Source organism: Streptomyces typhae (assembly GCF_009755605.1).
Lineage (GTDB): Bacteria > Actinomycetota > Actinomycetes > Streptomycetales > Streptomycetaceae > Streptomyces > Streptomyces typhae.
This window is the reverse complement of record NZ_WPNZ01000001.1, coordinates 635,651-659,675: the sequence shown is the minus strand read 5'-3', so window position 1 is coordinate 659,675 and position 24,025 is coordinate 635,651. Positions and strand designations below refer to the sequence as shown.

Annotated in this window: 39 protein-coding genes; 34 read left to right on the top strand and 5 right to left on the bottom strand. The window is 67.0% G+C overall.

Features of this window, described 5'->3' with window-relative positions; translation table 11 throughout:
* The first annotated feature begins 75 nt into the window (after positions 1-75).
* From GPA10_RS02905 to tuf, 5 genes are all read left to right on the top strand, one after another.
* Positions 76-702: a DUF1707 and DUF4190 domain-containing protein gene (locus tag GPA10_RS02905; RefSeq protein WP_425505648.1), complete on the top strand. Its 627-nt coding sequence runs from the start codon at positions 76-78 to the stop codon at positions 700-702.
* 368 nt (positions 703-1,070) lie between these two features.
* Positions 1,071-1,442, top strand: coding sequence for a 30S ribosomal protein S12 (gene rpsL, locus GPA10_RS02900; protein ID WP_003948652.1), 372 nt, complete (start codon positions 1,071-1,073; stop codon positions 1,440-1,442).
* Positions 1,443-1,444: 2 nt separating this feature from the next.
* Positions 1,445-1,915 carry a 30S ribosomal protein S7 gene (gene rpsG, locus GPA10_RS02895; RefSeq protein WP_003974303.1) on the top strand — a complete coding sequence of 157 codons (471 nt, stop codon included), beginning with the start codon at positions 1,445-1,447 and terminating at the stop codon, positions 1,913-1,915.
* 39 nt (positions 1,916-1,954) lie between these two features.
* Positions 1,955-4,081, top strand: a complete 2,127-nt coding sequence (fusA, locus tag GPA10_RS02890) for an elongation factor G (protein WP_058848107.1) — start codon at positions 1,955-1,957, stop codon at positions 4,079-4,081.
* A gap of 149 nt (positions 4,082-4,230) precedes the next feature.
* Positions 4,231-5,424 (top strand): elongation factor Tu, encoded by a 1,194-nt coding sequence (gene tuf / locus GPA10_RS02885; protein ID WP_058848108.1) that lies wholly within the window; start codon positions 4,231-4,233, stop codon positions 5,422-5,424.
* Between the two features lie 153 nt (positions 5,425-5,577).
* On the opposite strand, the gene GPA10_RS02880 is transcribed toward tuf, so the two are convergent.
* From GPA10_RS02880 to GPA10_RS02860, 5 genes are all read right to left on the bottom strand, one after another.
* Positions 5,578-5,970 carry a hypothetical protein gene (locus GPA10_RS02880; RefSeq protein ID WP_157164014.1) on the bottom strand — a complete coding sequence of 131 codons (393 nt, stop codon included), beginning with the start codon at positions 5,968-5,970 and terminating at the stop codon, positions 5,578-5,580.
* 39 nt (positions 5,971-6,009) lie between these two features.
* Complete coding sequence (locus GPA10_RS02875; protein ID WP_157164013.1) at positions 6,010-6,267, bottom strand: hypothetical protein; 258 nt, start codon at positions 6,265-6,267, stop codon at positions 6,010-6,012.
* Positions 6,264-6,611, bottom strand: a complete 348-nt coding sequence (locus tag GPA10_RS02870; protein ID WP_198351486.1) for a hypothetical protein — start codon at positions 6,609-6,611, stop codon at positions 6,264-6,266. The genes GPA10_RS02875 and GPA10_RS02870 overlap by 4 nt, the downstream gene beginning before the upstream one ends.
* Positions 6,612-6,698: 87 nt before the next feature.
* On the bottom strand, positions 6,699-7,610 hold the full coding sequence (locus GPA10_RS02865) for a helix-turn-helix domain-containing protein (protein WP_157164012.1): 912 nt from the start codon (positions 7,608-7,610) through the stop codon (positions 6,699-6,701).
* Between the two features lie 284 nt (positions 7,611-7,894).
* Positions 7,895-8,341 carry an ATP-binding protein gene (locus tag GPA10_RS02860; protein WP_425505647.1) on the bottom strand — a complete coding sequence of 149 codons (447 nt, stop codon included), beginning with the start codon at positions 8,339-8,341 and terminating at the stop codon, positions 7,895-7,897.
* Positions 8,342-8,485: 144 nt separating this feature from the next.
* Here GPA10_RS02860 and GPA10_RS02855 point away from each other — a divergent pair, with 144 nt between their 5' ends.
* The 29 genes from GPA10_RS02855 to rpmJ all read left to right on the top strand — a co-directional run bounded on the left by GPA10_RS02855 (position 8,486) and on the right by rpmJ (position 23,920).
* Entirely contained in the window at positions 8,486-9,334 is an 849-nt protein-coding gene (locus GPA10_RS02855; RefSeq protein ID WP_157164011.1) for a helix-turn-helix domain-containing protein, read from the top strand.
* Entirely contained in the window at positions 9,331-9,555 is a 225-nt protein-coding gene (locus GPA10_RS02850) for a DUF397 domain-containing protein (RefSeq protein WP_157164010.1), read from the top strand. The genes GPA10_RS02855 and GPA10_RS02850 overlap by 4 nt, the downstream gene beginning before the upstream one ends.
* A 19-nt stretch (positions 9,556-9,574) precedes the next feature.
* On the top strand, positions 9,575-9,952 hold the full coding sequence (locus GPA10_RS43580; protein WP_157164009.1) for a DUF397 domain-containing protein: 378 nt from the start codon (positions 9,575-9,577) through the stop codon (positions 9,950-9,952).
* Positions 9,953-10,357: 405 nt separating this feature from the next.
* Positions 10,358-10,666 carry a 30S ribosomal protein S10 gene (rpsJ, locus tag GPA10_RS02840; RefSeq protein ID WP_003948644.1) on the top strand — a complete coding sequence of 103 codons (309 nt, stop codon included), beginning with the start codon at positions 10,358-10,360 and terminating at the stop codon, positions 10,664-10,666.
* A 17-nt stretch (positions 10,667-10,683) separates the two neighbouring features.
* Positions 10,684-11,328 (top strand): 50S ribosomal protein L3, encoded by a 645-nt coding sequence (rplC, locus tag GPA10_RS02835; RefSeq protein ID WP_058848117.1) that lies wholly within the window; start codon positions 10,684-10,686, stop codon positions 11,326-11,328.
* A 7-nt stretch (positions 11,329-11,335) separates the two neighbouring features.
* Positions 11,336-11,992: a 50S ribosomal protein L4 gene (rplD, locus tag GPA10_RS02830; protein ID WP_058848118.1), complete on the top strand. Its 657-nt coding sequence runs from the start codon at positions 11,336-11,338 to the stop codon at positions 11,990-11,992.
* Positions 11,992-12,408, top strand: a complete 417-nt coding sequence (gene rplW / locus GPA10_RS02825; protein ID WP_157164008.1) for a 50S ribosomal protein L23 — start codon at positions 11,992-11,994, stop codon at positions 12,406-12,408. Before rplD ends, rplW begins: the two co-directional genes overlap by 1 nt.
* 39 nt (positions 12,409-12,447) lie before the next feature.
* Positions 12,448-13,284, top strand: coding sequence for a 50S ribosomal protein L2 (rplB, locus tag GPA10_RS02820; RefSeq protein WP_030567254.1), 837 nt, complete (start codon positions 12,448-12,450; stop codon positions 13,282-13,284).
* Between the two features lie 12 nt (positions 13,285-13,296).
* A complete protein-coding gene (gene rpsS, locus GPA10_RS02815) occupies positions 13,297-13,578 on the top strand; it encodes a 30S ribosomal protein S19 (RefSeq protein ID WP_030567256.1) in 282 nt (93 codons plus the stop codon).
* Positions 13,579-13,619: 41 nt separating this feature from the next.
* Positions 13,620-13,967, top strand: coding sequence for a 50S ribosomal protein L22 (rplV, locus tag GPA10_RS02810; protein WP_058848120.1), 348 nt, complete (start codon positions 13,620-13,622; stop codon positions 13,965-13,967).
* Entirely contained in the window at positions 13,967-14,806 is an 840-nt protein-coding gene (rpsC, locus tag GPA10_RS02805) for a 30S ribosomal protein S3 (protein WP_030567260.1), read from the top strand. The genes rplV and rpsC overlap by 1 nt, the downstream gene beginning before the upstream one ends.
* Positions 14,807-14,811: 5 nt before the next feature.
* Positions 14,812-15,231: a 50S ribosomal protein L16 gene (gene rplP / locus GPA10_RS02800; RefSeq protein WP_030567262.1), complete on the top strand. Its 420-nt coding sequence runs from the start codon at positions 14,812-14,814 to the stop codon at positions 15,229-15,231.
* Positions 15,231-15,455, top strand: coding sequence for a 50S ribosomal protein L29 (gene rpmC, locus GPA10_RS02795; RefSeq protein ID WP_010036720.1), 225 nt, complete (start codon positions 15,231-15,233; stop codon positions 15,453-15,455). Before rplP ends, rpmC begins: the two co-directional genes overlap by 1 nt.
* Positions 15,455-15,745: a 30S ribosomal protein S17 gene (gene rpsQ, locus GPA10_RS02790; protein WP_058848122.1), complete on the top strand. Its 291-nt coding sequence runs from the start codon at positions 15,455-15,457 to the stop codon at positions 15,743-15,745. Before rpmC ends, rpsQ begins: the two co-directional genes overlap by 1 nt.
* Before the next feature lie 106 nt (positions 15,746-15,851).
* The gene (gene rplN / locus GPA10_RS02785; RefSeq protein ID WP_003974257.1) at positions 15,852-16,220 is read left to right on the top strand and encodes a 50S ribosomal protein L14; all 369 of its coding nucleotides are present in this window, start codon (positions 15,852-15,854) and stop codon (positions 16,218-16,220) included.
* A 2-nt stretch (positions 16,221-16,222) separates the two neighbouring features.
* Positions 16,223-16,546 carry a 50S ribosomal protein L24 gene (rplX, locus tag GPA10_RS02780; RefSeq protein ID WP_030685463.1) on the top strand — a complete coding sequence of 108 codons (324 nt, stop codon included), beginning with the start codon at positions 16,223-16,225 and terminating at the stop codon, positions 16,544-16,546.
* Positions 16,546-17,103: a 50S ribosomal protein L5 gene (gene rplE / locus GPA10_RS02775; protein ID WP_058848124.1), complete on the top strand. Its 558-nt coding sequence runs from the start codon at positions 16,546-16,548 to the stop codon at positions 17,101-17,103. Before rplX ends, rplE begins: the two co-directional genes overlap by 1 nt.
* A gap of 5 nt (positions 17,104-17,108) precedes the next feature.
* The gene (locus GPA10_RS02770; protein ID WP_003956452.1) at positions 17,109-17,294 is read left to right on the top strand and encodes a type Z 30S ribosomal protein S14; all 186 of its coding nucleotides are present in this window, start codon (positions 17,109-17,111) and stop codon (positions 17,292-17,294) included.
* A 212-nt stretch (positions 17,295-17,506) separates the two neighbouring features.
* Positions 17,507-17,905, top strand: a complete 399-nt coding sequence (rpsH, locus tag GPA10_RS02760; RefSeq protein ID WP_030359017.1) for a 30S ribosomal protein S8 — start codon at positions 17,507-17,509, stop codon at positions 17,903-17,905.
* A 24-nt stretch (positions 17,906-17,929) separates the two neighbouring features.
* The gene (gene rplF / locus GPA10_RS02755) at positions 17,930-18,469 is read left to right on the top strand and encodes a 50S ribosomal protein L6 (RefSeq protein ID WP_030567272.1); all 540 of its coding nucleotides are present in this window, start codon (positions 17,930-17,932) and stop codon (positions 18,467-18,469) included.
* Positions 18,470-18,472: 3 nt separating this feature from the next.
* Positions 18,473-18,856 carry a 50S ribosomal protein L18 gene (gene rplR, locus GPA10_RS02750; protein WP_058848125.1) on the top strand — a complete coding sequence of 128 codons (384 nt, stop codon included), beginning with the start codon at positions 18,473-18,475 and terminating at the stop codon, positions 18,854-18,856.
* 64 nt (positions 18,857-18,920) lie between these two features.
* Positions 18,921-19,526: a 30S ribosomal protein S5 gene (gene rpsE, locus GPA10_RS02745; protein WP_016645168.1), complete on the top strand. Its 606-nt coding sequence runs from the start codon at positions 18,921-18,923 to the stop codon at positions 19,524-19,526.
* Positions 19,527-19,528: 2 nt separating this feature from the next.
* Entirely contained in the window at positions 19,529-19,711 is a 183-nt protein-coding gene (rpmD, locus tag GPA10_RS02740) for a 50S ribosomal protein L30 (RefSeq protein ID WP_005481207.1), read from the top strand.
* Positions 19,712-19,713: 2 nt separating this feature from the next.
* The gene (gene rplO, locus GPA10_RS02735) at positions 19,714-20,169 is read left to right on the top strand and encodes a 50S ribosomal protein L15 (RefSeq protein WP_058848126.1); all 456 of its coding nucleotides are present in this window, start codon (positions 19,714-19,716) and stop codon (positions 20,167-20,169) included.
* Positions 20,170-20,405: 236 nt separating this feature from the next.
* Entirely contained in the window at positions 20,406-21,719 is a 1,314-nt protein-coding gene (gene secY / locus GPA10_RS02730; protein WP_058848127.1) for a preprotein translocase subunit SecY, read from the top strand.
* Positions 21,719-22,375 (top strand): adenylate kinase, encoded by a 657-nt coding sequence (locus GPA10_RS02725; protein ID WP_058848128.1) that lies wholly within the window; start codon positions 21,719-21,721, stop codon positions 22,373-22,375. The genes secY and GPA10_RS02725 overlap by 1 nt, the downstream gene beginning before the upstream one ends.
* 150 nt (positions 22,376-22,525) lie before the next feature.
* Complete coding sequence (gene map / locus GPA10_RS02720) at positions 22,526-23,362, top strand: type I methionyl aminopeptidase (RefSeq protein WP_058848129.1); 837 nt, start codon at positions 22,526-22,528, stop codon at positions 23,360-23,362.
* Between the two features lie 163 nt (positions 23,363-23,525).
* A complete protein-coding gene (gene infA / locus GPA10_RS02715; protein WP_003948620.1) occupies positions 23,526-23,747 on the top strand; it encodes a translation initiation factor IF-1 in 222 nt (73 codons plus the stop codon).
* A 59-nt stretch (positions 23,748-23,806) separates the two neighbouring features.
* Positions 23,807-23,920: a 50S ribosomal protein L36 gene (gene rpmJ, locus GPA10_RS02710; protein WP_003948619.1), complete on the top strand. Its 114-nt coding sequence runs from the start codon at positions 23,807-23,809 to the stop codon at positions 23,918-23,920.
* Positions 23,921-24,025: the final 105 nt, after the last annotated feature.

Sequence of the window (24,025 nt, the reverse complement as noted above, 5' to 3'; positions counted from 1 at the left end):
GCAGAGACCGGGTGGCCGCCCCGCGGCGCGTTGGCGCATGATGGTGAGCACAGCATCTTCTCGGGGGAGGCGCGTGTGTCGAATCCGTCGTGGCAGCCAGGTCCGTGGCCGCCGGGCCAGGGCTTGCCCGGACAGCCCGCACCGCCCGCGGCCGGCTGGGGCAGTCCCGGACAGCCGCCGATGCCCGCGGGCTGGGGCGGCCCGGGGCAGACCGCCGCCTGGGGCGGCCAGGGGCAGCCGTCGATGCTCGCCGCGAACTCCGACCGCGAACGCGCGGTCGACGTGCTGCGGGCGGGCTTCGCCGAGGGGCGCCTCCAGAAGGACGAGTACGAGCGCCGCGTGGGCCGCGCCTACCAGGCCCGCACGGTGGGCGAGCTGGCCCTGCTGGTCGCGGACCTCCCCCAGGGCCCCCTCGGCTTCCAGCAGCCCGCGCCGCAGCAGGTCCCCGCGACGTTCATGCCCGCGGCCCCCCCAAGCAACAGCAAGGCCGGCGCGTCGCTGGCCTGCGGCATCGCCACGTTCCTCACCATGGGCCTGACGTCCGTGCCCGCGGTCGTCCTCGGCCACATGGCCCGCTCGGAGATCCGCCGCACCCATGAGGGCGGGGACGGGATGGCGGTGGCGGGGCTGATTCTGGGGTGGCTGGCGATCGGGGGGTGGGCGTTGTTCTTGATGCTGGTGGTGGTGGCCTCCTCGGGCTGATACGGAGCCGGCTCGACCAGCGGGAGCGAGCTCGTCCGGAGATCGCGGACGAGGCCGCGGGCCGGTACGCACTAGCACGCGCGGCCCGGCGCCGCGACCCGGGGCGCCGGGCCGCGCCCGGCGTGTCCGGGCTCCGGGGTATTTGTTTTGACCGCAGCCAATGAGGTAGGTACGCTCAGACCTTGTGCCTGGGGTGTGCCTGGGCTCGTGTGCGTGTCCTCAACCGCACGGCGAGCCCGATCCGGCCGCCGCAATCTGCGTCCTCCCCGCCTTCGGCGGGAGTCTGCAGCATTCGACACACCCGACCGCGTGGGTCGGCAAAGTTCCAGGTTAGCTTTACTATTCGGCACACAGAAACCGGAGAAGTAGTGCCTACGATCCAGCAGCTGGTCCGTAAGGGCCGGCAGGACAAGGTCGAGAAGAACAAGACGCCCGCACTCGAGGGTTCCCCTCAGCGCCGTGGCGTCTGCACGCGTGTGTTCACGACCACCCCGAAGAAGCCGAACTCGGCCCTCCGTAAGGTCGCGCGTGTGCGTCTGACCTCCGGCATCGAGGTCACGGCCTACATTCCGGGTGAGGGACACAACCTGCAGGAGCACTCCATCGTGCTCGTGCGCGGCGGCCGTGTGAAGGACCTGCCGGGTGTTCGCTACAAGATCATCCGCGGTTCGCTCGACACCCAGGGTGTCAAGAACCGCAAGCAGGCCCGCAGCCGCTACGGCGCCAAGAAGGAGAAGTAAGAATGCCTCGTAAGGGCCCCGCCCCGAAGCGCCCGGTCATCATCGACCCGGTCTACGGCTCTCCTCTGGTGACCTCCCTCATCAACAAGGTGCTGCTGAACGGCAAGCGCTCCACCGCCGAGCGCATCGTCTACGGCGCCATGGAGGGTCTGCGTGAGAAGACGGGCAACGACCCGGTCATCACGCTGAAGCGCGCGCTCGAGAACATCAAGCCGACCCTCGAGGTCAAGTCCCGCCGCGTCGGTGGTGCGACCTACCAGGTGCCGATCGAGGTCAAGCCCGGTCGCGCCAACACGCTGGCCCTGCGCTGGCTGGTCGGTTACTCCCGCGCCCGTCGCGAGAAGACCATGACCGAGCGTCTGCTCAACGAGCTCCTCGACGCCTCCAACGGCCTCGGTGCCGCTGTGAAGAAGCGCGAGGACACCCACAAGATGGCCGAGTCCAACAAGGCCTTCGCGCACTACCGCTGGTAGTCGCTACCCCCATCGAGACCGAGAGAAGACTGAGCCGATATGGCTACCACTTCACTTGACCTGGCCAAGGTGCGCAACATCGGCATCATGGCCCACATCGACGCGGGCAAGACGACGACCACCGAGCGGATCCTGTTCTACACCGGTGTCTCGTACAAGATCGGTGAGGTCCACGACGGTGCCGCCACGATGGACTGGATGGAGCAGGAGCAGGAGCGTGGCATCACGATCACCTCTGCTGCCACCACCTGTCACTGGCCGCTGAACGACGTCGATCACACGATCAACATCATCGACACCCCGGGTCACGTCGACTTCACCGTCGAGGTGGAGCGTTCGCTCCGCGTGCTCGACGGTGCCGTGACGGTGTTCGACGGCGTCGCCGGTGTCGAGCCGCAGTCCGAGACCGTGTGGCGGCAGGCGGACCGCTACGGCGTCCCGCGTATCTGCTTCGTCAACAAGCTCGACCGCACCGGTGCCGAGTTCCACCGCTGCGTCGACATGATCGTCGACCGCCTCGGTGCGACCCCGATCGTCATGCAGCTGCCCATCGGCGCGGAGGCTGACTTCAAGGGCGTCGTCGACCTCGTCACGATGAAGGCCTTCGTCTGGTCCGCCGAGACCAAGATGGGCGAGGCCTACGACATCGTCGACATCCCGGAGACGCACACCGAGGCTGCCGAGGAGTACCGCGGCAAGCTCCTTGAGGCCGTCGCCGAGAACGACGAGCAGATGATGGAGCTGTACCTGGAGGGCCAGGAGCCCACCGAGGAGCAGCTGTACGCGGCCATCCGCCGCATCACCATCGCCTCCGGCAAGGGCGGGGACACCACGGTGACCCCGGTCTTCTGCGGCACCGCGTTCAAGAACAAGGGCGTCCAGCCCCTGCTCGACGCCGTCGTGCGCTACCTGCCCTCCCCTCTGGACGTCGAGGCCATCGAGGGCCACGACGTGAAGGACCCGGAGGAGGTCGTCAAGCGCAAGCCGTCCGACGACGAGCCGCTGTCGGCCCTCGCGTTCAAGATCGCGAGCGACCCGCACCTCGGCAAGCTCACCTTCGTCCGGATCTACTCCGGTCGCCTGGACTCCGGCACCGCGGTGCTGAACTCCGTCAAGGGCAAGAAGGAGCGCATCGGCAAGATCTACCGCATGCACGCGAACAAGCGTGAGGAGATCGAGTCGGTGGGCGCCGGTGACATCGTCGCCGTCATGGGTCTGAAGCAGACCACCACGGGCGAGACGCTCTGTGACGACAAGGCCCCGGTCATCCTGGAGTCCATGGACTTCCCGGCCCCGGTCATCCAGGTCGCCATCGAGCCGAAGTCCAAGGGCGACCAGGAGAAGCTGGGTGTCGCCATCCAGCGTCTCTCGGAGGAGGACCCCTCCTTCCAGGTCCACTCGGACGAGGAGACCGGCCAGACCATCATCGGTGGTATGGGCGAGCTTCACCTCGAGGTGCTCGTCGACCGCATGAAGCGCGAGTTCCGCGTCGAGGCGAACGTCGGCAAGCCGCAGGTCGCGTACCGCGAGACGATCCGCAAGGCCGTCGAGCGCGTGGACTACACCCACAAGAAGCAGACCGGTGGTACCGGTCAGTTCGCCAAGGTGCAGATCGCGATCGAGCCCATCGTCGACGGCGATGCCTCGTACGAGTTCGTGAACAAGGTCACCGGTGGCCGCATCCCCCGGGAGTACATCCCGTCGGTGGACGCGGGTGCGCAGGAGGCCATGCAGTTCGGCATCCTGGCCGGCTACGAGATGACGGGCGTCCGCGTCACGCTCATCGACGGCGCCTACCACGAGGTCGACTCCTCCGAGCTCGCCTTCAAGATCGCCGGTTCGCAGGCCTTCAAGGAGGCCGCGCGCAAGGCCAGCCCCGTGCTGCTCGAGCCGATGATGGCCGTCGAGGTCACCACGCCCGAGGACTACATGGGCGATGTCATCGGTGACATCAACTCCCGCCGTGGCCAGATCCAGGCCATGGAGGAGCGCAGCGGCGCCCGGGTCGTCAAGGGCCTGGTCCCGCTCTCGGAGATGTTCGGCTACGTCGGAGACCTCCGCAGCAAGACGTCGGGTCGCGCAAGCTACTCGATGCAGTTCGACTCCTACGCCGAGGTTCCGCGGAACGTCGCCGAGGAGATCATCGCGAAGGCCAAGGGCGAGTAACTCTTCCGAGTAGACGCTTTAGGCTTGACACCGTCGGCCGGGGCAAACCCCGCAACCCGTGAGGAATGCCCCGGCGGTCGGCACCCCAGCAAAGATCACCTGGCGCCGATGAAGTAAGGCGTACAGAACCACTCCACAGGAGGACCCCAGTGGCGAAGGCGAAGTTCGAGCGGACTAAGCCGCACGTCAACATCGGCACCATCGGTCACATCGACCACGGTAAGACGACCCTCACGGCCGCCATTACCAAGGTGCTGCACGACGCGTACCCCGACCTGAACGAGGCCTCGGCCTTCGACCAGATCGACAAGGCTCCCGAGGAGCGCCAGCGCGGTATCACGATCTCGATCGCGCACGTCGAGTACCAGACCGAGGCGCGCCACTACGCCCACGTCGACTGCCCCGGTCACGCGGACTACATCAAGAACATGATCACGGGTGCCGCGCAGATGGACGGCGCCATCCTCGTGGTCGCCGCCACCGACGGCCCGATGCCGCAGACCAAGGAGCACGTGCTCCTGGCCCGCCAGGTCGGCGTTCCGTACATCGTCGTCGCCCTGAACAAGGCCGACATGGTGGACGACGAGGAGATCCTGGAGCTCGTCGAGCTCGAGGTCCGTGAGCTCCTCTCCGAGTACGAGTTCCCGGGCGACGACGTCCCGGTCGTCAAGGTCTCGGCGCTCAAGGCGCTCGAGGGCGACGCCGAGTGGGGCAAGTCCGTCCTCGACCTGATGAAGGCCGTCGACGAGTCCATCCCGCAGCCCGAGCGTGACGTCGACAAGCCGTTCCTGATGCCGATCGAGGACGTCTTCACGATCACCGGTCGTGGCACCGTCGTCACCGGTCGTATCGAGCGTGGTGTCCTGAAGGTCAACGAGACCGTCGACATCATCGGCATCAAGACCGAGAAGACCACCACCACGGTCACCGGCATCGAGATGTTCCGCAAGCTGCTCGACGAGGGCCAGGCCGGTGAGAACGTCGGTCTGCTGCTCCGCGGCATCAAGCGCGAGGACGTCGAGCGCGGCCAGGTCATCATCAAGCCCGGTTCGGTCACCCCGCACACCGAGTTCGAGGCCCAGGCCTACATCCTGTCGAAGGACGAGGGTGGCCGTCACACCCCGTTCTTCAACAACTACCGCCCGCAGTTCTACTTCCGTACGACGGACGTGACCGGCGTCGTGACCCTCCCCGAGGGCACCGAGATGGTCATGCCGGGTGACAACACCGAGATGAAGGTGGAGCTCATCCAGCCCGTCGCCATGGAGGAGGGCCTGAAGTTCGCCATCCGTGAGGGTGGCCGGACCGTCGGCGCCGGCCAGGTCACCAAGATCAACAAGTAAGCTTCGCTTACTTGCTGGGCTTGTTGTTGCCTGGTAGCTCCTGCGAGCACTAGCTCTTACGAGCGCTGGCTCTTACGAGAGCTGAGAGGGCCCGTACGACTTCGGTCGTACGGGCCCTTTCGCGTGCGCGCTCGGCCGTTGCCCGCCCGGCCGTTACGACGTTCCCGCGTCGTAGCGGGGCAGCCCCTCGGTGGAGACGGTCCAGTCGGCGATGAGGGTGCGGGGGTCGAAGGAGCCCTCGCCCTCCATGTCCGCTTCATCGATGACGATGATGTCGGGCAGCCGCAGCACGCCCTGCGCGACGTCCTCCACGTCCGGCGCCCCGGTGTGCGCGAGGCGCCCCTCGGGCAGCAACGATTCCAGTCTTCGGCGCAGCCGCAGTGCGGTGAGCTCGTGGGGTTTGCTCGGCGACCTTAGGTCGTGGACGATGCGTTGCTTCGTGATCTCGAACTTGCCGGAGGTCCGGTCGTCCATCTGCTCGACGAGTTCACGCATCGCCCGGTAGTGGGGGCTGCCCTGCTGTGTGCCGTCCGGGGCGATGGGCATGGCGTGCGCTCCTCGTCTGTGGCCGGCCAGGTGGGTGGTTCAGCCGCCGGTACAGGTGAGCTGGACGATGTAGACGCGCTCGCTGCGTACCACGATCTGGTAGCGGAGCATCCCGTTGGGAACGGTGATGTCGCCACCCGCCGGGTCGACGTCCGCGTGACTCCGGCCGTGCACGTGCAGTGCCTCGGCCGCCCGGACCAGTTCGTCAGCTGTCCGTTCCACCTCGGCGAGGAAGGCTGTCGGTGCACTGAGGGCAGCCGCTTCGGCCGCCAGGGCGTACTCCCAGCTCCAACTCAAGCCTGTACTGCCTTCATGGCCTCATCCAGGACCACGCTCAACTCGTGCACGGCCTCGTGGGCGATATCTGCGTCCTCGTGCTCCAGATCCCTTATGGCACGGGCGTGGCGGGCGGACAGGTCGGAGCGGCGGGCGATCTCGATGTCCCGGGCCCAGATGAGGACCCAGCTCCGCACGGGGCTGAGGGACTGCCACTCGACGGCCTTGGCGAAGGCCTCGTCCTTGGTCCGCTGCATCTCCGGCAGGCGGGACGGGGCAACGACGGCGAGGGCTGCGCGTAGAGCGTCCGGTGACAGTTCGGGGCGGGGTACCAGCTCGCGCCCGTGATCGGCCTGCGTGCTCATGAAGACCTCCTGGGGATGCACTGGCCAGGCTAGTCGGCCGGGGCCCATGGGGAGAGACGAAGCGCACATGTTTGGTGTTTTCCCTGGTCAGTCGGTGTACGGATGGATCGTCGCGAGCCGTTCCCCGGCGTGGGCGCCAGGTGGGCGGCAGGCGCGGCAGTGGCCTGGTTCCGGGGCGCGGAAGGCGTGGTCGCAGGTGTCGCAGTTCTGGAGGGGGTGCCGGGCGGGGGGTGTTTGCCGGGGGGTGGGGGGCAGTAGGGCCGTGAGGCGGTGGGCCAGGAGGGCGGCCGGGTGGCGTACGCCTTCGGGGGGCAGGGCCTGGGTGAGGGCGTGACGTACGGCGGTGGGGGTGACGTCCCGCTCCAGCCAGGCGGCGACCCCGGGGGTGAGACGGGCCGCGTCACCGGCGGACAGGAGAAGGCGGGCGTCGGTGCGGTGCAGGGTGGCGAGCAGGGCGGTGGCCTGCTGGAGGAGTTCGGGGGAGGGGCAGGCGGGGTGCGGTACGGCGAGGGGGCTCGGGGGCCTCTTCGGCCGTGACCGTTCCCCGGGCAGCGGTCCTGCTGAGGGCAGGAGCGGTGCGGAGCGAGCCGGTCCTGCCGGGAGCGGGCCGGGGGCGCCGCCGGGCTGGTTGCAGGAGATCGTGCGGGTGGTGACGCGGCCGTCGGGGGCGCGGCGGCGCTCGCGGCGCAGGTAGCCGTGGGTTTCGAGCTCCCGCAGGGCGGCCGAGACGCGGGTCCTGCCCTCGGGAAAGCGGCTGGTCAGCGTGGTGATGTCGACGCGGGTGCCGGTCGGCAGCGACTGGATGTGGACGGCGATCCCGATCGCGGTGGCGGAGAGCGTCCGGTGCTGGGCCAGGTGGTTGCCGACGACGGTGAAGCGGGTCGCGATGCGGACGTTGTCGTGGACGACGCCGGAGGTGGGCCGCCGCTCGGCCGGGTGGTCGTCGGCGGCAATGGGGGACTGGGCGCGCGGGGGCGCGCTAGGGTGCTGCGTATCCATCGGGAAGCTCCTACTTCCTCGGTGGTCAGGCCCTCGCATCGGGATGCCAGTCCCGGCGGGGGCCGTCGCATGTCTGCGGTTGTGTGGTGGTGCGGTTGCGTGGTGGTGCGGTGGTGCGCTCGGCGTGAGCGTATGGGGCACGACAGGGCAGCGCGCAAGCCGAGTTGGCGATGTTCACCCGGGGGAGTGGCGGGCCGCGTGCGGGGCTCCAGGCTGCGCCGGGAGGCGGGTGGGGCTTGGCGAGGTTGCTTTCCCTGTCGTTCTTTACGGGGTTGTCGGCAGCGTCACCGGTGTACGGGTTCCCGGGCGGCGGCGGTGGCGAGGTCGAGTTCCGCCCAGACGGTCTTGCGCGGGACGGGCCCCTCGGTGACTCCCCAGCGGTCCGCGAGCGCTTCCACGAGGAGCAGGCCGCGGCCCGACTCGGCGGCGGCCTGCGGGAGCCGCACCGGCCGGGGGAGGCCCTCCGGGCAGGTGTCGGTCACCTCGATGCGGAGGCTTTCGGCGGTGGCGTGGAGAGCGAGCCGGAAGTCCCGGCCGGGCACGCGGCCGTGCGTGGCCGCGTTGGCGGCCAGCTCGGCGACGACCAGGCGGGCCGGGTCCGGCGGCAGCCCCCAGGCGTGGAGCCGCTCGGTGGCCAGGAGGCGCGCGAGGCGTGCTCCGCGGGGCGTGGGGGAGAACTGGGCGCTGAAGCGGCGCGTGCTTCGTGGGGGGCCGACGAGTTCTTGGTTCACGTCACTCAGCGTGGCCGTTTGCTTCTACTCTGCACAGTGATACGTCGGTTGCGTACGGTCACTGTCCAGCCCTTGTCCAGAGGTGTCCGGGCTGTCCGGAGGGGCGTACGGATACCGGCCTTGACCGGGCGGGAGGCGGGGCGGATGGAGCGGGAAGCGGAGGAACCGGGGTGGGAGGTCGACCCGGACGATGAGCAGGGAGCGGCGATCGTCGCCTTCGTGGGGCGGCAGCTCAGGGCCCGGCGGGAGGCCGCCGGGATGCGGGCCGCGGAGTTCGGCTCCGCCTTGGGGTACGGGGAGGGGCTCGTGTACAAGGTCGAGTCCGGGAAACGGATTCCCCGGCCGGAGTACCTGGACAAGGCGGACGAGGTCCTCGGTGCCGAGGGCTGCATCACGGCGATGAAGGAGGACGTGGAGGCGGCCAGGTACCCGAAGAAGGTGCGGAGCCTGGCGCGGCTGGAGGCGAAGGCCGTGGATGTTCTGTGGTACGGCGCCCACGACATCCACGGTTTGTTGCAGACCGAGGGGTATATGCGGGCGCTGTTCGGGATGCGGCAGCCCGCGTACACCCCGGGCGAGGTGGATCTTGTGACGGCGGCGCGGATGGCGCGGCGATCGATCTTCGAGAGGGAACCGGCTCCAGCGCTGAGTTTTGTGCTGGAAGAAGTGGCGCTGAGGCGCCCGCTCGGGGGCAGAATGGTTCTGCGTACACAGCTCGAACACCTGCTGGAAATCGGGCAGTTGCGCAGCGTATCGCTCCAGGTGATGCCGATCGATCTTGAGGAGCACGCTGGAGCGGACGGCAGTATCACGATGCTGAAGTTCAAGGACGGCACCGGCGTAGGGCGTTCGCCAGGGATCGCCGCAGGGCGGCCCGTCGACGACCCCAGGCAACTCCGGGTCCTTGAACTGCGGTATGGCACCATCCGGGCCCAGGCTCTCACCCCGAGAGAATCGCTGGCCTTCACCGAGCAACTGCTGGGAGAGCTATGAACCGCACGGTCTCCGCCGGAGGCAGCGCCGAACTGGAATGGCGTAAGAGCAGCTACAGCAGCAACGGCAGCGAGGGGGACTGCGTCGAGGTCGCCCACGCTTCTGGTGCGATCCACGTCCGAGACTCCAAGAAGGCACAGGGGCCCCGGCTCGCCGTCGGCAGCCCCGCGTGGACGGACTTCGTCACGTACGCCACCGGGAGTCACCGTCCTGGCCGGTGAGCTGAAGGCTGGTGCCGCGATGACGTGGCGCAAGAGCAGCTACAGCAGCAACGGCCCCGATGGTGACTGCGTCGAGGTCGCTCAGACCCCTGGTGTGCTCCATGTCCGGGACTCCAAGAAGGCTCAGGGCCCCCGCGTCGCTGTCGGTGGCCCTGCGTGGGCGGACTTCGTCACGTACGCCACCGGGCCCGCCGAGGACGGCGCCCCCACGGCATGGCGCAAAAGCAGCTACAGCAGCAACGGCAGCGACATAGATTGCGTCGAGGTTGCTCGCGCTCCCGGCGTCGTCCATATCCGTGACTCAAAGATCACGGGAAGCCCTCACCTCGCCGTCGCCGCCACAGCATGGGCAGACTTTGTGACATACGCCACTGGGGGCGGCCCGGCCCGGGTTTGACCCAGGCCCGCCACGGGGTAATCTCTACGGCCCGATTGGCGCCCCGCCTACCCCGTATGGCAGACTAACGGGGTTGCTCGGTTGAGTGCCGATGCTGTGCGTCTCCCGCCGGGAGAACTGAAAGCGAGTCCCACAGTACTCGTCGCCCCATCTGTCGTGAGGCAGCGCTGTGGCGGACGTACGGGAATCTTTCGGGAAGTGCGGTGCGGTGGCTCGGCCAGGCGCCCGGTGGGTTTCTTCCCCCGGACCCGCGGTCATCCAAGGGCCGCAGCCCCTAGCAGGGAATCCTTCGGGAGATCTGTGTGAGCGGGACTGCGACACGCCCGACCGCGTGGGTCGGATGGAAGTAGAAAAAAGGGCCTTCCGGGGGCCAGAGCGTTCGAGACAAAGGACTACTAAGTAGCCATGGCGGGACAGAAGATCCGCATCCGGCTCAAGGCCTACGACCACGAGGTCATCGACTCCTCGGCGAAGAAGATCGTCGAGACGGTGACGCGTACTGGTGCGTCGGTCGCGGGCCCGGTGCCGCTGCCCACTGAGAAGAACGTGTACTGCGTCATCAAGTCGCCGCACAAGTACAAGGACTCGCGCGAGCACTTCGAGATGCGCACGCACAAGCGCCTGATCGACATCCTCGACCCGACGCCCAAGACCGTTGACTCTCTGATGCGACTCGACCTCCCGGCCGGTGTCGACATCGAGATCAAGCTCTGAGGGCCGGTGATCTGAGAATGAGCAAGCAGATCAAGGGCATCCTGGGCGAGAAGCTCGGCATGACGCAGGTGTGGGACGAGAACAACCGTGTTGTTCCGGTCACCGTCGTCAAGGCCGGCCCCAACGTCGTGACCCAGGTCCGTACGAACGACACCGACGGCTACGAGTCGGTCCAGATCGCCTTCGGCGAGATCGACCCGCGCAAGGTGAACAAGCCCCTCAAGGGCCACTTCGCCAAGGCCGACGTCACCCCCCGCCGCCACCTCGTCGAGCTGCGTACCGCTGACGCCAGCGAGTACACCCTCGGCCAGGAGATCACCGCCGAGGTGTTCGAGGCCGGCATCAAGGTCGACGTCACCGGCAAGAGCAAGGGCAAGGGCTTCGCCGGTGTCATGAAGCGCCACAACTTCGGTGGCCTCGGCTCCAGCCACGGCACCCAGCGCAAGCACCGCTCGCCCGGCTCCATCGGTGGCTGCGCCACCCCGGGTCGTGTGTTCAAGGGCCTCCGCATGGCGGGCCGCATGGGCAACGAGCGGGTCACCACCCAGAACCTGACCGTTCACGCCGTTGACGCGGAGAAGGGTCTGCTCCTCATCAAGGGAGCGGTGCCCGGTCCGAACGGCGGCCTCGTCCTGGTCCGTACCGCGGCCAAGGGGGCTTGAGGAACCGATGAGCACCATTGACATCCTTTCGCCGGCAGGCGACAAGGCCGGGACCGTCGAGCTCCCCGCGGAGATCTTCGACGTCGAGAAGGTCAGCATCCCGCTGATCCACCAGGTCGTTGTCGCCCAGCTGGCCGCTGCCCGCCAGGGCACGCACAAGACCAAGACCCGTGGCGAAGTCCGCGGTGGCGGCAAGAAGCCGTACCGCCAGAAGGGCACCGGCCGCGCCCGTCAGGGTTCGACCCGCGCTCCGCAGTTCGCCGGCGGTGGCGTCGTCCACGGCCCCGTGCCGCGTGACTACTCGCAGCGGACCCCGAAGAAGATGAAGGCCGCGGCCCTGCGCCACGCCCTCACCGACCGGGCCCGCAACGCTCGCATCCACGTCGTCTCCGGCGTGATCGAGGGCGAGACGCCGTCGACCAAGGCCGCGAAGAGCCTGCTCGGCAAGATCAGTGAGCGCAAGAACGTGCTCCTGGTCATCGAGCGCTCCGACGAGGCCGCGCTGCTGTCCGCGCGCAACCTGCCCCAGGTCCACATCCTGGAGCCGGGCCAGCTCAACACGTACGACGTTCTCGTCTCGGACGACGTGGTCTTCACCCAGGCCGCGCTCGAGTCCTTCGTGTCCGGCCCGAAGGCCACCGACACCGAAGGGAGCGAGGCCTGATGGCTATCCGTCACCCCGCTATCGCCCCGAAGGCGGCCAAGGCCGCCAAGGCCGCGCGCGTCGCCAAGGCGCGTCGCCACGCCACCGAGGGCAAGAACACCGTTGAGACGCCGCTGAGCAAGAGCTTCACGGACCCCCGTGACGTCCTCGTCAAGCCGGTCGTCTCGGAGAAGAGCTACGCGCTGCTCGACGAGGGCAAGTACACCTTCGTCGTCGCGCCGGGCGCCAACAAGACCCAGATCAAGCAGGCCGTCGAGGCGGTCTTCTCGGTCAAGGTCACCGGCGTCAACACGCTCAACCGCCAGGGCAAGCGCAAGCGCACCCGCACCGGTTTCGGCAAGCGTGCCGACTCCAAGCGCGCGATCGTGACCCTCGCTGAGGGCGACCGTATCGACATCTTCGGCCAGGCCTCCTAACGGAGCGCCCTGGTCCGAATATCGGACGAGGACTGAGAAATGGGAATCCGCAAGTACAAGCCGACGACGCCGGGCCGCCGTGGCTCCTCCGTCGCCGACTTCGTCGAGGTCACGCGGTCCACGCCGGAGAAGTCGCTGGTCCGCCCCCTGCACAGCAAGGGCGGCCGTAACAACGCCGGTCGTGTGACCGTTCGCCACCAGGGTGGCGGACACAAGCGCGCCTACCGCGTGATCGACTTCCGTCGTCACGACAAGGACGGCGTGCCGGCGAAGGTCGCGCACATCGAGTACGACCCGAACCGCACCGCGCGCATCGCCCTGCTGCACTACGCAGACGGCGAGAAGCGCTACATCATCGCTCCGCGTGGCCTGACGCAGGGTGACCGGATTGAGAACGGCCCCGGCGCCGACATCAAGCCCGGCAACAACCTCGCGCTGCGCAACATCCCGGTCGGTACCACGATCCACGCGATCGAGCTCCGTCCGGGCGGTGGCGCCAAGTTCGCCCGCTCCGCGGGTGCCTCCGTGCAGCTGCTGGCGAAGGAGGGCTCGATGGCCCACCTTCGTATGCCGTCCGGTGAGATCCGCCTGGTCGACGTGCGCTGCCGCGCCACGGTCGGCGAGGTCGGCAACGCCGAGCAGTCGAACATCAACTGGGGCAAGGCCGGCCGTATGCGCTGGAAGGGCGTCCGCCCGACCGTGCGCGGTGTCGTGATGAACCCGGTTGACCACCCCCACGGTGGTGGCGAGGGCAAGACCTCGGGTGGCCGTCACCCGGTGTCGCCCTGGGGCAAGAAGGAAATGCGTACTCGTGATCGCAACAAGGCGAGCAACAAGTACATCGTCCGCCGCCGCAAGACGAACAAGAAGCGCTAAGGACGGGTTGAGATGCCTCGTAGTCTGAAGAAGGGGCCCTTCGTCGACGACCACCTTGTCAAGAAGGTGGACGCCCAGAACGAAGCCGGCACCAAGAACGTCATCAAGACCTGGTCCCGCCGCTCGATGATCGTCCCGGCGATGCTCGGCCACACGATCGCGGTGCACAACGGCAAGACCCACATCCCGGTGTTCGTCACCGAGTCGATGGTCGGCCACAAGCTCGGCGAGTTCTCGCCGACCCGCACCTTCCGCGGCCACGTCAAGGACGACCGCAAGTCGAAGCGCCGCTAAGCGGGGTGTGAACGACTGTGACTAACACCGAAGGGACAACCATGGAAGCCAGGGCCCAGGCGCGGTACATCCGCGTCACGCCCATGAAGGCCCGCCGCGTGGTGGACCTCATCCGTGGCATGGATGCCACGGAGGCTCAGGCGGTCCTGCGTTTCGCCCCGCAGGCCGCGAGCGTGCCGGTCGGCAAGGTGCTGGACAGCGCCATTGCCAACGCCGCGCACAACTACGACCACAGTGACGCCTCTTCGCTGTTCATCAGCGAGGCGTACGTGGATGAGGGCCCGACCCTGAAGCGGTTCCGTCCGCGTGCCCAGGGCCGTGCCTACCGGATCCGTAAGCGGACCAGCCACATCACCGTGGTCGTCAGCAGCAAGGAAGGAACCCGGTAATGGGCCAGAAGGTAAACCCGCACGGGTTCCGGCTCGGTGTCACCACGGACTTCAAGTCCCGCTGGTACGCCGACAAGCTGTACAAGGACTACGTCAAGGAAGACGTCGCCATCCGTCGGATGATGACGTCCGGCATGGAGCGCGCCGGCATCTCGAAGGTGGAGATCGAGCGCACCCGTGACCGCGTGCGTGTGGACATCCACACCGCTCGTCCCGGCATCGTCATCGGCCGCCGCGGCGCCGAGGCCGACCGCATCCGCGGCGACCTCGAGAAGCTCACGGGCAAGCAGGTCCAGCTGAACATCCTCGAGGTCAAGAACCCCGAGACGGACGCTCAGCTCGTGGCCCAGGCCGTCGCCGAGCAGCTGTCCTCCCGCGTCTCCTTCCGCCGTGCCATGCGCAAGAGCATGCAGTCGGCGATGAAGGCGGGCGCCAAGGGCATCAAGATCCAGTGTGGTGGCCGTCTCGGCGGCGCCGAGATGTCCCGCTCGGAGTTCTACCGCGAGGGCCGTGTGCCCCTGCACACGCTCCGCGCGAACGTCGACTACGGCTTCTTCGAGGCCAAGACGACCTTCGGCCGCATCGGTGTGAAGGTCTGGATCTACAAGGGCGACGTCAAGAACATCGCCGAGGTCCGCGCCGAGAACGCCGCTGCCCGCGCCGGCAACCGCCCGGCCCGTGGTGGCAACGACCGCCCGGCCCGTGGTGGCCGCGGTGGCGAGCGTGGCGGTCGCGGTCGCAAGCCGCAGCAGCAGTCGGCTCCGGCCGCCGAGGCCCCCAAGGCCGAGGCGCCCGCCGCCGCCGCTCCGGCTGCTGAGAGCACCGGAACGGAGGCCTGACCGAAATGCTGATCCCCCGTAGGGTCAAGCACCGCAAGCAGCACCACCCGAAGCGCAGCGGTATGTCCAAGGGTGGTACGCAGGTTGCGTTCGGCGAGTACGGCATCCAGGCGCTGACCCCGGCGTACGTGACGAACCGCCAGATCGAGGCCGCGCGTATCGCGATGACCCGCCACATCAAGCGTGGCGGCAAGGTCTGGATCAACATCTACCCGGACCGTCCCCTCACGAAGAAGCCCGCCGAGACCCGCATGGGTTCCGGTAAGGGTTCGCCGGAGTGGTGGGTCGCGAACGTCAAGCCCGGTCGGGTGATGTTCGAACTGTCCTTCCCGAACGAGAAGATTGCGCGTGAGGCGCTTACCCGCGCTGCTCACAAGCTTCCGATGAAGTGCCGCATTGTCCGGCGCGAGGCAGGTGAAGCGTGATGTCGGCCGGAACCAAGGCGTCCGAGCTGCGCGAGCTGGGCAACGAGGAGCTCCTCAACAAGCTCCGCGAGGCCAAGGAAGAGCTGTTCAACCTCCGCTTCCAGGCGGCGACCGGGCAGCTCGAGAACCACGGCCGGCTGAAGGCCGTCCGCAAGGACATCGCCCGGATCTACACCCTGATGCGCGAGCGTGAGCTGGGCATCGAGACGGTGGAGAGCGCCTGATGAGCGAGAGCAGCAACGTGACTGAAGAGACCAAGGCCGCGCGCGGCTTCCGCAAGACCCGTGAGGGTCTGGTCGTCAGCGACAAGATGGACAAGACCGTCGTCGTCGCTGTCGAGGACCGCGTCAAGCACGCGCTGTACGGCAAGGTCATCCGCCGTACGAACAAGCTCAAGGCGCACGACGAGCAGAACGCCGCGGGTGTCGGTGACCGCGTCCTCCTCATGGAGACCCGGCCGCTGTCCGCGACGAAGCGCTGGCGCGTCGTCGAGATCCTCGAGAAGGCCAAGTAATTTCCGAGGGGGTTTCCCCTCGGATCAGTTCCGCCAGGCTCGGCAGGGGCCGGCCTCGTAAGAGGGAAGCCCCTGCCGGGAACCGGCAGACACACAGGAGATAGACGTGATCCAGCAGGAGTCGCGACTTCGCGTCGCCGACAACACGGGTGCGAAGGAAATCCTCACCATCCGTGTTCTCGGTGGCTCTGGTCGCCGCTACGCGGGCATCGGTGACGTCATCGTCGCCACCGTCAAGGATGCGATCCCCGGTGGCAACGTGAAGAAGGGTGACGTCGTCAAGGCGGTCATCGTTCGCACCGTCAAGGAGCGCCGCCGTCCGGACGGCTCGTACATCCGCTTCGACGAGAACGCCGCCGTCATTCTGAAGAACGACGGCGACCCTCGCGGCACCCGTATCTTCGGCCCGGTCGGCCGTGAGCTGCGCGAGAAGAAGTTCATGAAGATCATCTCGCTCGCGCCGGAGGTGCTGTAAGCATGAAGATCAAGAAGGGTGATCTGGTTCAGGTCATCACCGGCAAGGACAAGGGCAAGCAGGGCAAGGTCATTGCCGCTTACCCGCGCGAGGAGCGCGTCCTGGTCGAGGGTGTCAACCGGGTCAAGAAGCACACGAAGGCCGGCCCGACCGCCAGCGGCTCGCAGGCCGGCGGCATCGTGACCACCGAGGCCCCCGTCCACGTCTCCAACGTCCAGCTGGTCGTGGAGAAGGACGGCAACAAGGTCGTCACGCGCGTCGGTTACCGCTTCGACGACGAGGGCAACAAGATCCGCGTTGCCAAGCGGACGGGTGAGGACATCTGATGACGACCACCACCACTCCGCGTCTCAAGACGAAGTACCGCGACGAGATCAAGGCGAAGCTGCAGGAAGAGTTCTCGTACGAGAACGTCATGCAGACCCCCGGCCTCGTCAAGATCGTGGTGAACATGGGTGTCGGCGACGCCGCCCGTGACTCCAAGCTCATGGACGGTGCCGTCCGTGACCTGACCACGATCACCGGTCAGAAGCCGGCCATCACCAAGGCCCGGAAGTCCATCGCGCAGTTCAAGCTGCGTGAGGGTCAGCCGATCGGCGCCCACGTCACGCTCCGTGGCGACCGCATGTGGGAGTTCCTGGACCGCACCCTGTCGCTCGCGCTGCCGCGCATCCGCGACTTCCGCGGTCTGTCCCCCAAGCAGTTCGACGGCCGTGGCAACTACACCTTCGGTCTCACGGAGCAGGTCATGTTCCACGAGATCGACCAGGACAAGATCGACCGTGTCCGGGGTATGGACATCACCGTGGTCACCACGGCGACCAACGACGCTGAGGGCCGGGCGCTCCTTCGTCACCTCGGCTTCCCGTTCAAGGAGGCGTGAGCGAGATGGCGAAGAAGGCTCTGATTGCCAAGGCTGCTCGTAAGCCCAAGTTCGGTGTGCGTGCGTACACCCGCTGCCAGCGCTGCGGCCGTCCGCACTCCGTGTACCGCAAGTTCGGCCTGTGCCGCGTGTGCCTTCGTGAGATGGCTCACCGTGGCGAGCTGCCGGGCGTGACCAAGAGCTCCTGGTAAACCCCCTAATAGGGGTTACCGGACGCTCTCGGTAAGCAATGAGGTTGGTGGGTGGCCCACCACACATGCCTTAGGCTTGTGTGGTTGGGCGCCTGCCGCCCTCGTACGACTTACTACGCCGTAGGTCCCCGCGCCGCACCCGTCCCGCTTCTGTGTGGGGAGAGGGATGGCGCATACAGGAAACCCCGGCGAGAGAGGCCGAAGGCCAATTCATGACCATGACTGATCCGATCGCAGACATGCTTACGCGTCTGCGGAACGCGAACTCGGCGTACCACGACTCCGTGGCGATGCCGCACAGCAAGATCAAGTCGCACATCGCGGAGATCCTCCAGCAGGAGGGTTTCATCACGGGCTGGAAGGTCGAGGACGCCGAGGTCGGCAAGAACCTCGTTCTCGAGCTCAAGTTCGGGCCGAACCGTGAGCGCTCCATCGCGGGCATCAAGCGGATCTCGAAGCCTGGTCTGCGCGTGTACGCGAAGTCCACCAACCTGCCGAAGGTGCTCGGCGGCCTGGGCGTGGCCATCATCTCCACGTCGCACGGTCTGCTCACCGGCCAGCAGGCGGGCAAGAAGGGCGTGGGTGGGGAAGTCCTCGCCTACGTCTGGTAGCGGAAGGGAACGGAGGAAACAGCTATGTCGCGTATTGGCAAGCTCCCCATCACGGTTCCCGCCGGCGTGGACGTCACCATCGACGGCCAGACGGTCCAGGTGAAGGGCCCCAAGGGCGCCCTGAGCCACACGGTCGTCGCACCGATCGAGATCGCCAAGGGTGAGGACGGCGTGCTCAGCGTCACCCGCCCCAACGACGAGCGTCAGAACAAGGCCCTGCACGGCCTGTCCCGCACGCTGGTGGCGAACATGATCACCGGCGTGACCCAGGGTTACGTGAAGAAGCTCGAGATCAGCGGTGTCGGTTACCGCGTCCTGGCGAAGGGCTCCAACCTGGAGTTCTCGCTCGGCTACAGCCACCCGATCCTGGTCGAGGCGCCCGAGGGCATCTCGTTCAAGGTCGAGTCGCCGACCAAGTTCTCGGTCGAGGGCATCGACAAGCAGAAGGTCGGCGAGGTTGCGGCCAACATCCGCAAGCTGCGCAAGCCTGACCCGTACAAGGCCAAGGGCGTCAAGTACGAGGGCGAAGTCATCCGCCGCAAGGTCGGAAAGGCGGGTAAGTAAGCCATGGCATACGGTGTCAAGATTGCTAAGGGCGACGCTTACAAGCGTGCTGCCATCAAGCGCCGTCACATTCGTATCCGGAAGCACATCTCCGGTACGGCCGAGCGTCCGCGCCTGGTCGTGACGCGCTCCAACCGCAACATCGTCGCCCAGGTCATCGACGACGTGAAGGGTCACACCCTCGCGTCGGCCTCGACCCTGGACACGACGATCCGCGGTGGCGAGGGCGACAAGTCGGCGCAGGCCAAGCAGGTCGGCGCCCTGGTCGCCGAGCGCGCCAAGGCCGCCGGTGTCGAGGCTGTCGTGTTCGACCGTGGTGGTAACCAGTACGCCGGGCGCATCGCCGCTCTGGCGGACGCCGCCCGCGAAGCCGGACTCAAGTTCTGAGTCGTCCGTCGCGCAGCGACCTGTGTCACTGCGTAGCTAGCGGAAACAGAGAGAGGTAATTCCAATGGCTGGACCCCAGCGCCGCGGTGGCGGTGCCGGTGGCGGCGAGCGGCGGGACCGGAAGGGCCGTGACGGCGGCGCAGCTGCCGCCGAGAAGACCGCGTACGTTGAGCGCGTCGTCGCGATCAACCGCGTCGCCAAGGTTGTGAAGGGTGGTCGTCGCTTCAGCTTCACCGCGCTGGTCGTGGTGGGCGACGGTGACGGCACCGTGGGTGTCGGTTACGGCAAGGCCAAGGAGGTGCCGGCCGCCATCGCCAAGGGTGTGGAGGAGGCCAAGAAGCACTTCTTCAAGGTCCCCCGTATCCAGGGCACCATCCCGCACCCCATCCAGGGCGAGAAGGCCGCGGGCGTCGTCCTGCTCAAGCCTGCTTCCCCCGGTACCGGTGTTATCGCCGGTGGCCCGGTGCGTGCCGTGCTCGAGTGCGCCGGCGTTCACGACATCCTGTCGAAGTCCCTGGGCTCCGACAACGCGATCAACATCGTGCACGCGACCGTGGCGGCCCTCAAGGGCCTGCAGCGTCCCGAGGAGATCGCGGCTCGCCGTGGTCTGCCGCTCGAGGACGTCGCCCCCGCGGCTCTCCTGCGTGCGCGTGCGGGAGCGGGTGCGTAATCATGGCTCAGCTCAAGATCACGCAGACGAAGTCGTACATCGGCAGCAAGCAGAACCACCGTGACACCCTGCGCTCCCTTGGTCTCAAGGGCATCAACACGCAGGTCGTCAAGGAGGACCGCCCCGAGTTCCGCGGCATGGTGCACACCGTCCGCCACCTCGTGACGGTCGAGGAGGTCGACTGATCATGGCGGAGAACAACCCGCTCAAGATCCACAACCTCCGTCCCGCCCCCGGTGCCAAGACCGCGAAGACCCGTGTGGGTCGCGGTGAGGCGTCGAAGGGTAAGACGGCCGGTCGTGGTACCAAGGGCACCAAGGCTCGTTACCAGGTTCCGGAGCGCTTCGAGGGCGGGCAGATGCCCCTCCACATGCGTCTCCCGAAGCTCAAGGGCTTCAAGAACCCGTTCAAGACCGAGTTCCAGGTCGTCAACCTGGACAAGCTCGCCTCCCTCTACCCCGAGGGTGGCGAGGTCACGGTGGCCGACCTGGTCGCCAAGGGCGCCGTTCGCAAGAACAGCCTTGTCAAGGTCCTCGGCCAGGGTGAGGTCACCGTGGCGCTGCAGGTGACGGTTGACGCCGTCTCCGGCTCCGCCAAGGAGAAGATCACCGCCGCCGGCGGTACCGTCACCGAGCTCGTCTGAATTTCCCAGGCGACTCGATGACTTGAGCGATCCCGACCGGGGATGCCCCACAAAAGGGGCATCCCCGGTTGGTCGTTCCTAGGGGGGCATGGTCGCCGGTAAGGTGGCGTGCACTGTTAACTTTCCGCGCGGTCTGTCCTCGCGACAGGGCGTGCGGTCTTGCCTGTTACGTACTTATCCGTCGGACTCACCACCGTCACCTCTGACGCAGTAGCGCGGGGGTCGCAGGAGGCACCGTGCTCACCGCGTTCGCCCGGGCGTTCAAGACGCCCGACCTGCGCAAGAAGCTGCTCTTCACGCTCGGGATCATCGTGATCTACCGGCTCGGGACACACATCCCGATTCCCGGTATCGACTACAAGAACGTCCAGACCTGTATCGACGCGGCCAACGCCAACCAGGGCCTGTTCGGTCTGGTCAACATGTTCAGCGGCGGCGCGCTCCTGCAGATCACGATCTTCGCGCTCGGCATCATGCCGTACATCACGGCGAGCATCATCCTGCAGCTGTTGACCGTGGTGATCCCGCGCCTGGAGGCCCTCAAGAAGGAGGGCCAGGCCGGCACGGCGAAGATCACGCAGTACACGCGCTATCTGACCATCGCGCTCGCGATCCTCCAGGGCACCGGCCTCGTCGCCACCGCCCGCACCGGCACCCTGTTCCAGGGCTGCCCGGTCGCCTCGGAGATCGTTCCGGACCAGTCGATCTTCGTCACCATCACCATGGTCATCACCATGACCGCCGGTACCGCCTGCGTGATGTGGCTCGGCGAGCTGATCACCGACCGGGGCATCGGCAACGGCATGTCGATCCTCATGTTCATCTCGATCGCCGCCACCTTCCCCGCCGCGCTGTGGGGCATCAAGAAGCAGGGCGACCTGGCCGGTGGCTGGATCGAGTTCGGCACCGTCATCCTGGTCGGTCTCTTCATGGTCGGCCTGGTCGTCTTCGTCGAGCAGGCGCAGCGCCGCATTCCGGTGCAGTACGCGAAGCGGATGATCGGCCGCCGTTCCTACGGCGGCACCTCGACCTACATTCCGCTGAAGGTCAACCAGGCGGGCATCATCCCTGTGATCTTCGCCTCTTCGCTGCTCTACATTCCGGCCCTGGTCGCCCAGTTCGCGGGTGGCCAGTCCGGCTGGAAGACCTGGATCGAGCAGAACCTCACCAAGGGTGACCACCCGATTTACATCGTCACCTACTTCGTACTCATCGTGTTCTTCGCCTTCTTCTACGTCGCGATCTCCTTCAACCCGGAGGAAGTCGCGGACAACATGAAGAAGTATGGTGGCTTCATCCCGGGCATCCGGGCTGGCCGACCGACCGCTGAGTATCTGAGCTATGTGCTCAATCGGATCACCTGGCCGGGCTCGCTGTATCTGGGTCTGATCGCTCTCGTGCCAACGATGGCGTTGGTGGGCTTCGGGGCCAACCAGAACTTCCCGTTCGGCGGGACGAGCATCCTGATCATCGTGGGTGTGGGTCTGGAGACCGTGAAGCAGATCGAGAGCCAGCTCCAGCAGCGCAACTACGAAGGGTTCCTCCGCTGATGCGAATCGTCCTAGTCGGGCCGCCCGGTGCCGGCAAGGGAACGCAGGCCGCGTTCCTTGCCAAGAACCTGTCGATCCCGCACATCTCCACGGGCGACCTCTTCAGGGCCAACATCAGCCAGGGCACGGACCTGGGCAAGCAGGCCAAGGCGTACATGGACGCCGGCAACCTGGTGCCCGACGAGGTGACCATCGGCATGGCCCAGGACCGCATGCAACAGCCGGACGCCGAGAACGGCTTCCTCCTGGACGGCTTCCCGCGCAACGTCTCGCAGGCCGAGGCCCTCGACGAGGCGCTCAAGAGCGACGGCCAGAAGCTGGACGCGGTCCTCGACCTGGAAGTCCCCGAGGACGAGGTCGTCAAGCGCATCGCGGGCCGCCGGATCTGTCGCAACGACTCCAGCCACGTCTTCCACGTGACGTACAGCGCGCCGAAGCAGGAAGGTGTCTGCGACGTCTGCGGCGGCGAGCTGTACCAGCGCGAGGACGACAAGGAAGAGACCGTCCGCAAGCGGCTCGACGTGTACCACCGCGAGACCGAGCCGATCATCGACCACTACAAGGCCCAGGGCCTGGTCGTCACGATCTCGGCGCTCGGCAAGGTCGACGAGGTCACCCAGCGCGCGATGGCGGCGCTCGAGCGCGAGAACGCCTGACAACAGCTCATGCTCATGGCTGGGCCGCGGCACCCCCGGGCGGGGTGCCGCGGCCCAGCCGCGTGGGGCGCGCGGTGTTCCGGCTCGGCCGTATCGTTGTGGGTGCTCCACCCGTCGTACTCGTAGGTTCAGAAAGGCTCAGGCCCGCGCATGGTGCAGATCAAGACTCCCGAGCAGATCGCCAAGATGCGGGCGGCGGGGCTTGTCGTCGCCGCGATCCATCAGGCCACCCGCGCGGCGGCCGTGCCCGGCGCCACCACCAAGGATCTGGACGACGTGGCCCGCAAGGTGCTCGCGGAGCACGGCGCCAAGTCGAACTTCCTCGGCTACGGCGGTTTCCCCGCGACCATCTGTACCTCCAAGAACGAGGTCGTGGTCCACGGCATCCCCGGTGACGACGTGGTCCTCCAGGACGGCGACATCATCTCGATCGACGCCGGTGCGATCGTCGACGGCTGGCACGGCGACGCGGCGTTCACGGCCTTCGTGGGCAGCGGTCACGCTCCGGAGCTGATCGAGCTGTCCCGGGTGACCGAGGAGTCGATGTGGGCCGGCATCGCGGCCATGAAGCAGGGGAACCGGCTCGTCGACATCTCCCGCGCCATCGAGACGTACATCCGCCGCCAGCCCCGCCCGGCCCGCGGCAAGTACGGGATCATCGAGGACTACGGCGGCCACGGCATCGGCACCGAGATGCACATGGACCCCCACCTCCTCAACTACGTGGAGCGCCGCCGCGGCCGCGGCCCCAAGCTCGTCCCCGGCTTCTGCCTGGCCATCGAGCCGATGGTCTCCCTCGGCACCGCCAAGACCGAGGTCCTCCAGGACGACTGGACCGTGATCACGACGGACGGGACCTGGTCCTCGCACTGGGAGCACTCCGTCGCCCTGACGGAGCAGGGTCCGCTGGTGCTCACCGCGCCCGACGGGGGCAGGGCGAAGCTCGCGGAGTACGGGGTCGTGGCGGCGCCCGACCCGCTGGCCTGAGCCATCCTCACGCCCCTGCTTAAGGATCTTCGTTGCCGGGCAGTCATACCCGATTCGTCTTTCCGAGTGCACTGACGTAGACTGACGCGTCGGCTCTCGTGCATTCGCATGTCTGCGTAACGCTCACGGAGTCGATCAAGGTAGTCGATTCGAAGGGCGAAGCGTGGCCAAGAAGCAAGGTGCCATCGAGATCGAAGGCACTGTCGTCGAGTCTCTTCCGAACGCCATGTTCAAGGTGGAGCTCCAGAACGGCCACCAGGTCCTGGCACACATCAGCGGCAAGATGCGCATGCACTACATCCGCATCCTCCCTGACGACCGGGTCGTGGTGGAGCTGTCTCCGTACGACCTGACGCGTGGCCGGATCGTCTACCGGTACAAGTAGATCTTGCCCGCATCCCGTTCCCACGGGGTGATGGCACTGACCCGGAGAACCTCACACCCATGAAGGTCAAGCCGAGCGTCAAGAAGATCTGCGACAAGTGCAGGGTGATCCGCCGTCACGGCCGGGTCATGATCATTTGCGACAACCCGCGCCACAAGCAGCGCCAGGGCTGACGCACGTACTGCACCCCGCAGATTTTCGCGCGACGCACGTAAAAGCACATACGCAGAACCCGTCCCTCTTCAGGTCCATCAGGTAATGGAGGGCGACACCCCCGG

Bases quoted from the DNA above. Each gene is read 5' to 3' on its own strand.
- rplW (WP_157164008.1), top strand. From the start codon at position 11,992: ATGGCTATCCGTCACCCCGCTATCGCCCCGAAGGCGGCCAAGGCCGCC.
- fusA (WP_058848107.1), top strand. From the start codon at position 1,955: ATGGCTACCACTTCACTTGACCTGGCCAAGGTGCGCAACATCGGCATC.
- rpsG (WP_003974303.1), top strand. From the start codon at position 1,445: ATGCCTCGTAAGGGCCCCGCCCCGAAGCGCCCGGTCATCATCGACCCG.
- rpmJ (WP_003948619.1), top strand. From the start codon at position 23,807: ATGAAGGTCAAGCCGAGCGTCAAGAAGATCTGCGACAAGTGCAGGGTG.
- GPA10_RS02870 (WP_198351486.1), bottom strand. From the start codon at position 6,611: ATGAGCACGCAGGCCGATCACGGGCGCGAGCTGGTACCCCGCCCCGAA.
- rplD (WP_058848118.1), top strand. From the start codon at position 11,336: ATGAGCACCATTGACATCCTTTCGCCGGCAGGCGACAAGGCCGGGACC.
- rplV (WP_058848120.1), top strand. From the start codon at position 13,620: ATGGAAGCCAGGGCCCAGGCGCGGTACATCCGCGTCACGCCCATGAAG.
- rplO (WP_058848126.1), top strand. From the start codon at position 19,714: ATGGCGGAGAACAACCCGCTCAAGATCCACAACCTCCGTCCCGCCCCC.
- GPA10_RS02770 (WP_003956452.1), top strand. From the start codon at position 17,109: ATGGCGAAGAAGGCTCTGATTGCCAAGGCTGCTCGTAAGCCCAAGTTC.
- rpmD (WP_005481207.1), top strand. From the start codon at position 19,529: ATGGCTCAGCTCAAGATCACGCAGACGAAGTCGTACATCGGCAGCAAG.
- map (WP_058848129.1), top strand. From the start codon at position 22,526: ATGGTGCAGATCAAGACTCCCGAGCAGATCGCCAAGATGCGGGCGGCG.
- GPA10_RS02850 (WP_157164010.1), top strand. From the start codon at position 9,331: ATGAACCGCACGGTCTCCGCCGGAGGCAGCGCCGAACTGGAATGGCGT.
- rpsJ (WP_003948644.1), top strand. From the start codon at position 10,358: ATGGCGGGACAGAAGATCCGCATCCGGCTCAAGGCCTACGACCACGAG.
- rplF (WP_030567272.1), top strand. From the start codon at position 17,930: ATGTCGCGTATTGGCAAGCTCCCCATCACGGTTCCCGCCGGCGTGGAC.
- rplE (WP_058848124.1), top strand. From the start codon at position 16,546: ATGACGACCACCACCACTCCGCGTCTCAAGACGAAGTACCGCGACGAG.
- rpsQ (WP_058848122.1), top strand. From the start codon at position 15,455: ATGAGCGAGAGCAGCAACGTGACTGAAGAGACCAAGGCCGCGCGCGGC.
- GPA10_RS02855 (WP_157164011.1), top strand. From the start codon at position 8,486: ATGGAGCGGGAAGCGGAGGAACCGGGGTGGGAGGTCGACCCGGACGAT.
- GPA10_RS43580 (WP_157164009.1), top strand. From the start codon at position 9,575: ATGACGTGGCGCAAGAGCAGCTACAGCAGCAACGGCCCCGATGGTGAC.
- rplR (WP_058848125.1), top strand. From the start codon at position 18,473: ATGGCATACGGTGTCAAGATTGCTAAGGGCGACGCTTACAAGCGTGCT.
- rplB (WP_030567254.1), top strand. From the start codon at position 12,448: ATGGGAATCCGCAAGTACAAGCCGACGACGCCGGGCCGCCGTGGCTCC.
- GPA10_RS02865 (WP_157164012.1), bottom strand. From the start codon at position 7,610: ATGGATACGCAGCACCCTAGCGCGCCCCCGCGCGCCCAGTCCCCCATT.
- rplP (WP_030567262.1), top strand. From the start codon at position 14,812: ATGCTGATCCCCCGTAGGGTCAAGCACCGCAAGCAGCACCACCCGAAG.
- rplC (WP_058848117.1), top strand. From the start codon at position 10,684: ATGAGCAAGCAGATCAAGGGCATCCTGGGCGAGAAGCTCGGCATGACG.
- rpsS (WP_030567256.1), top strand. From the start codon at position 13,297: ATGCCTCGTAGTCTGAAGAAGGGGCCCTTCGTCGACGACCACCTTGTC.
- rpsH (WP_030359017.1), top strand. From the start codon at position 17,507: ATGACCATGACTGATCCGATCGCAGACATGCTTACGCGTCTGCGGAAC.
- rpsE (WP_016645168.1), top strand. From the start codon at position 18,921: ATGGCTGGACCCCAGCGCCGCGGTGGCGGTGCCGGTGGCGGCGAGCGG.
- GPA10_RS02725 (WP_058848128.1), top strand. From the start codon at position 21,719: ATGCGAATCGTCCTAGTCGGGCCGCCCGGTGCCGGCAAGGGAACGCAG.
- GPA10_RS02880 (WP_157164014.1), bottom strand. From the start codon at position 5,970: ATGCCCATCGCCCCGGACGGCACACAGCAGGGCAGCCCCCACTACCGG.
- rplX (WP_030685463.1), top strand. From the start codon at position 16,223: ATGAAGATCAAGAAGGGTGATCTGGTTCAGGTCATCACCGGCAAGGAC.
- rpsC (WP_030567260.1), top strand. From the start codon at position 13,967: ATGGGCCAGAAGGTAAACCCGCACGGGTTCCGGCTCGGTGTCACCACG.
- rpmC (WP_010036720.1), top strand. From the start codon at position 15,231: ATGTCGGCCGGAACCAAGGCGTCCGAGCTGCGCGAGCTGGGCAACGAG.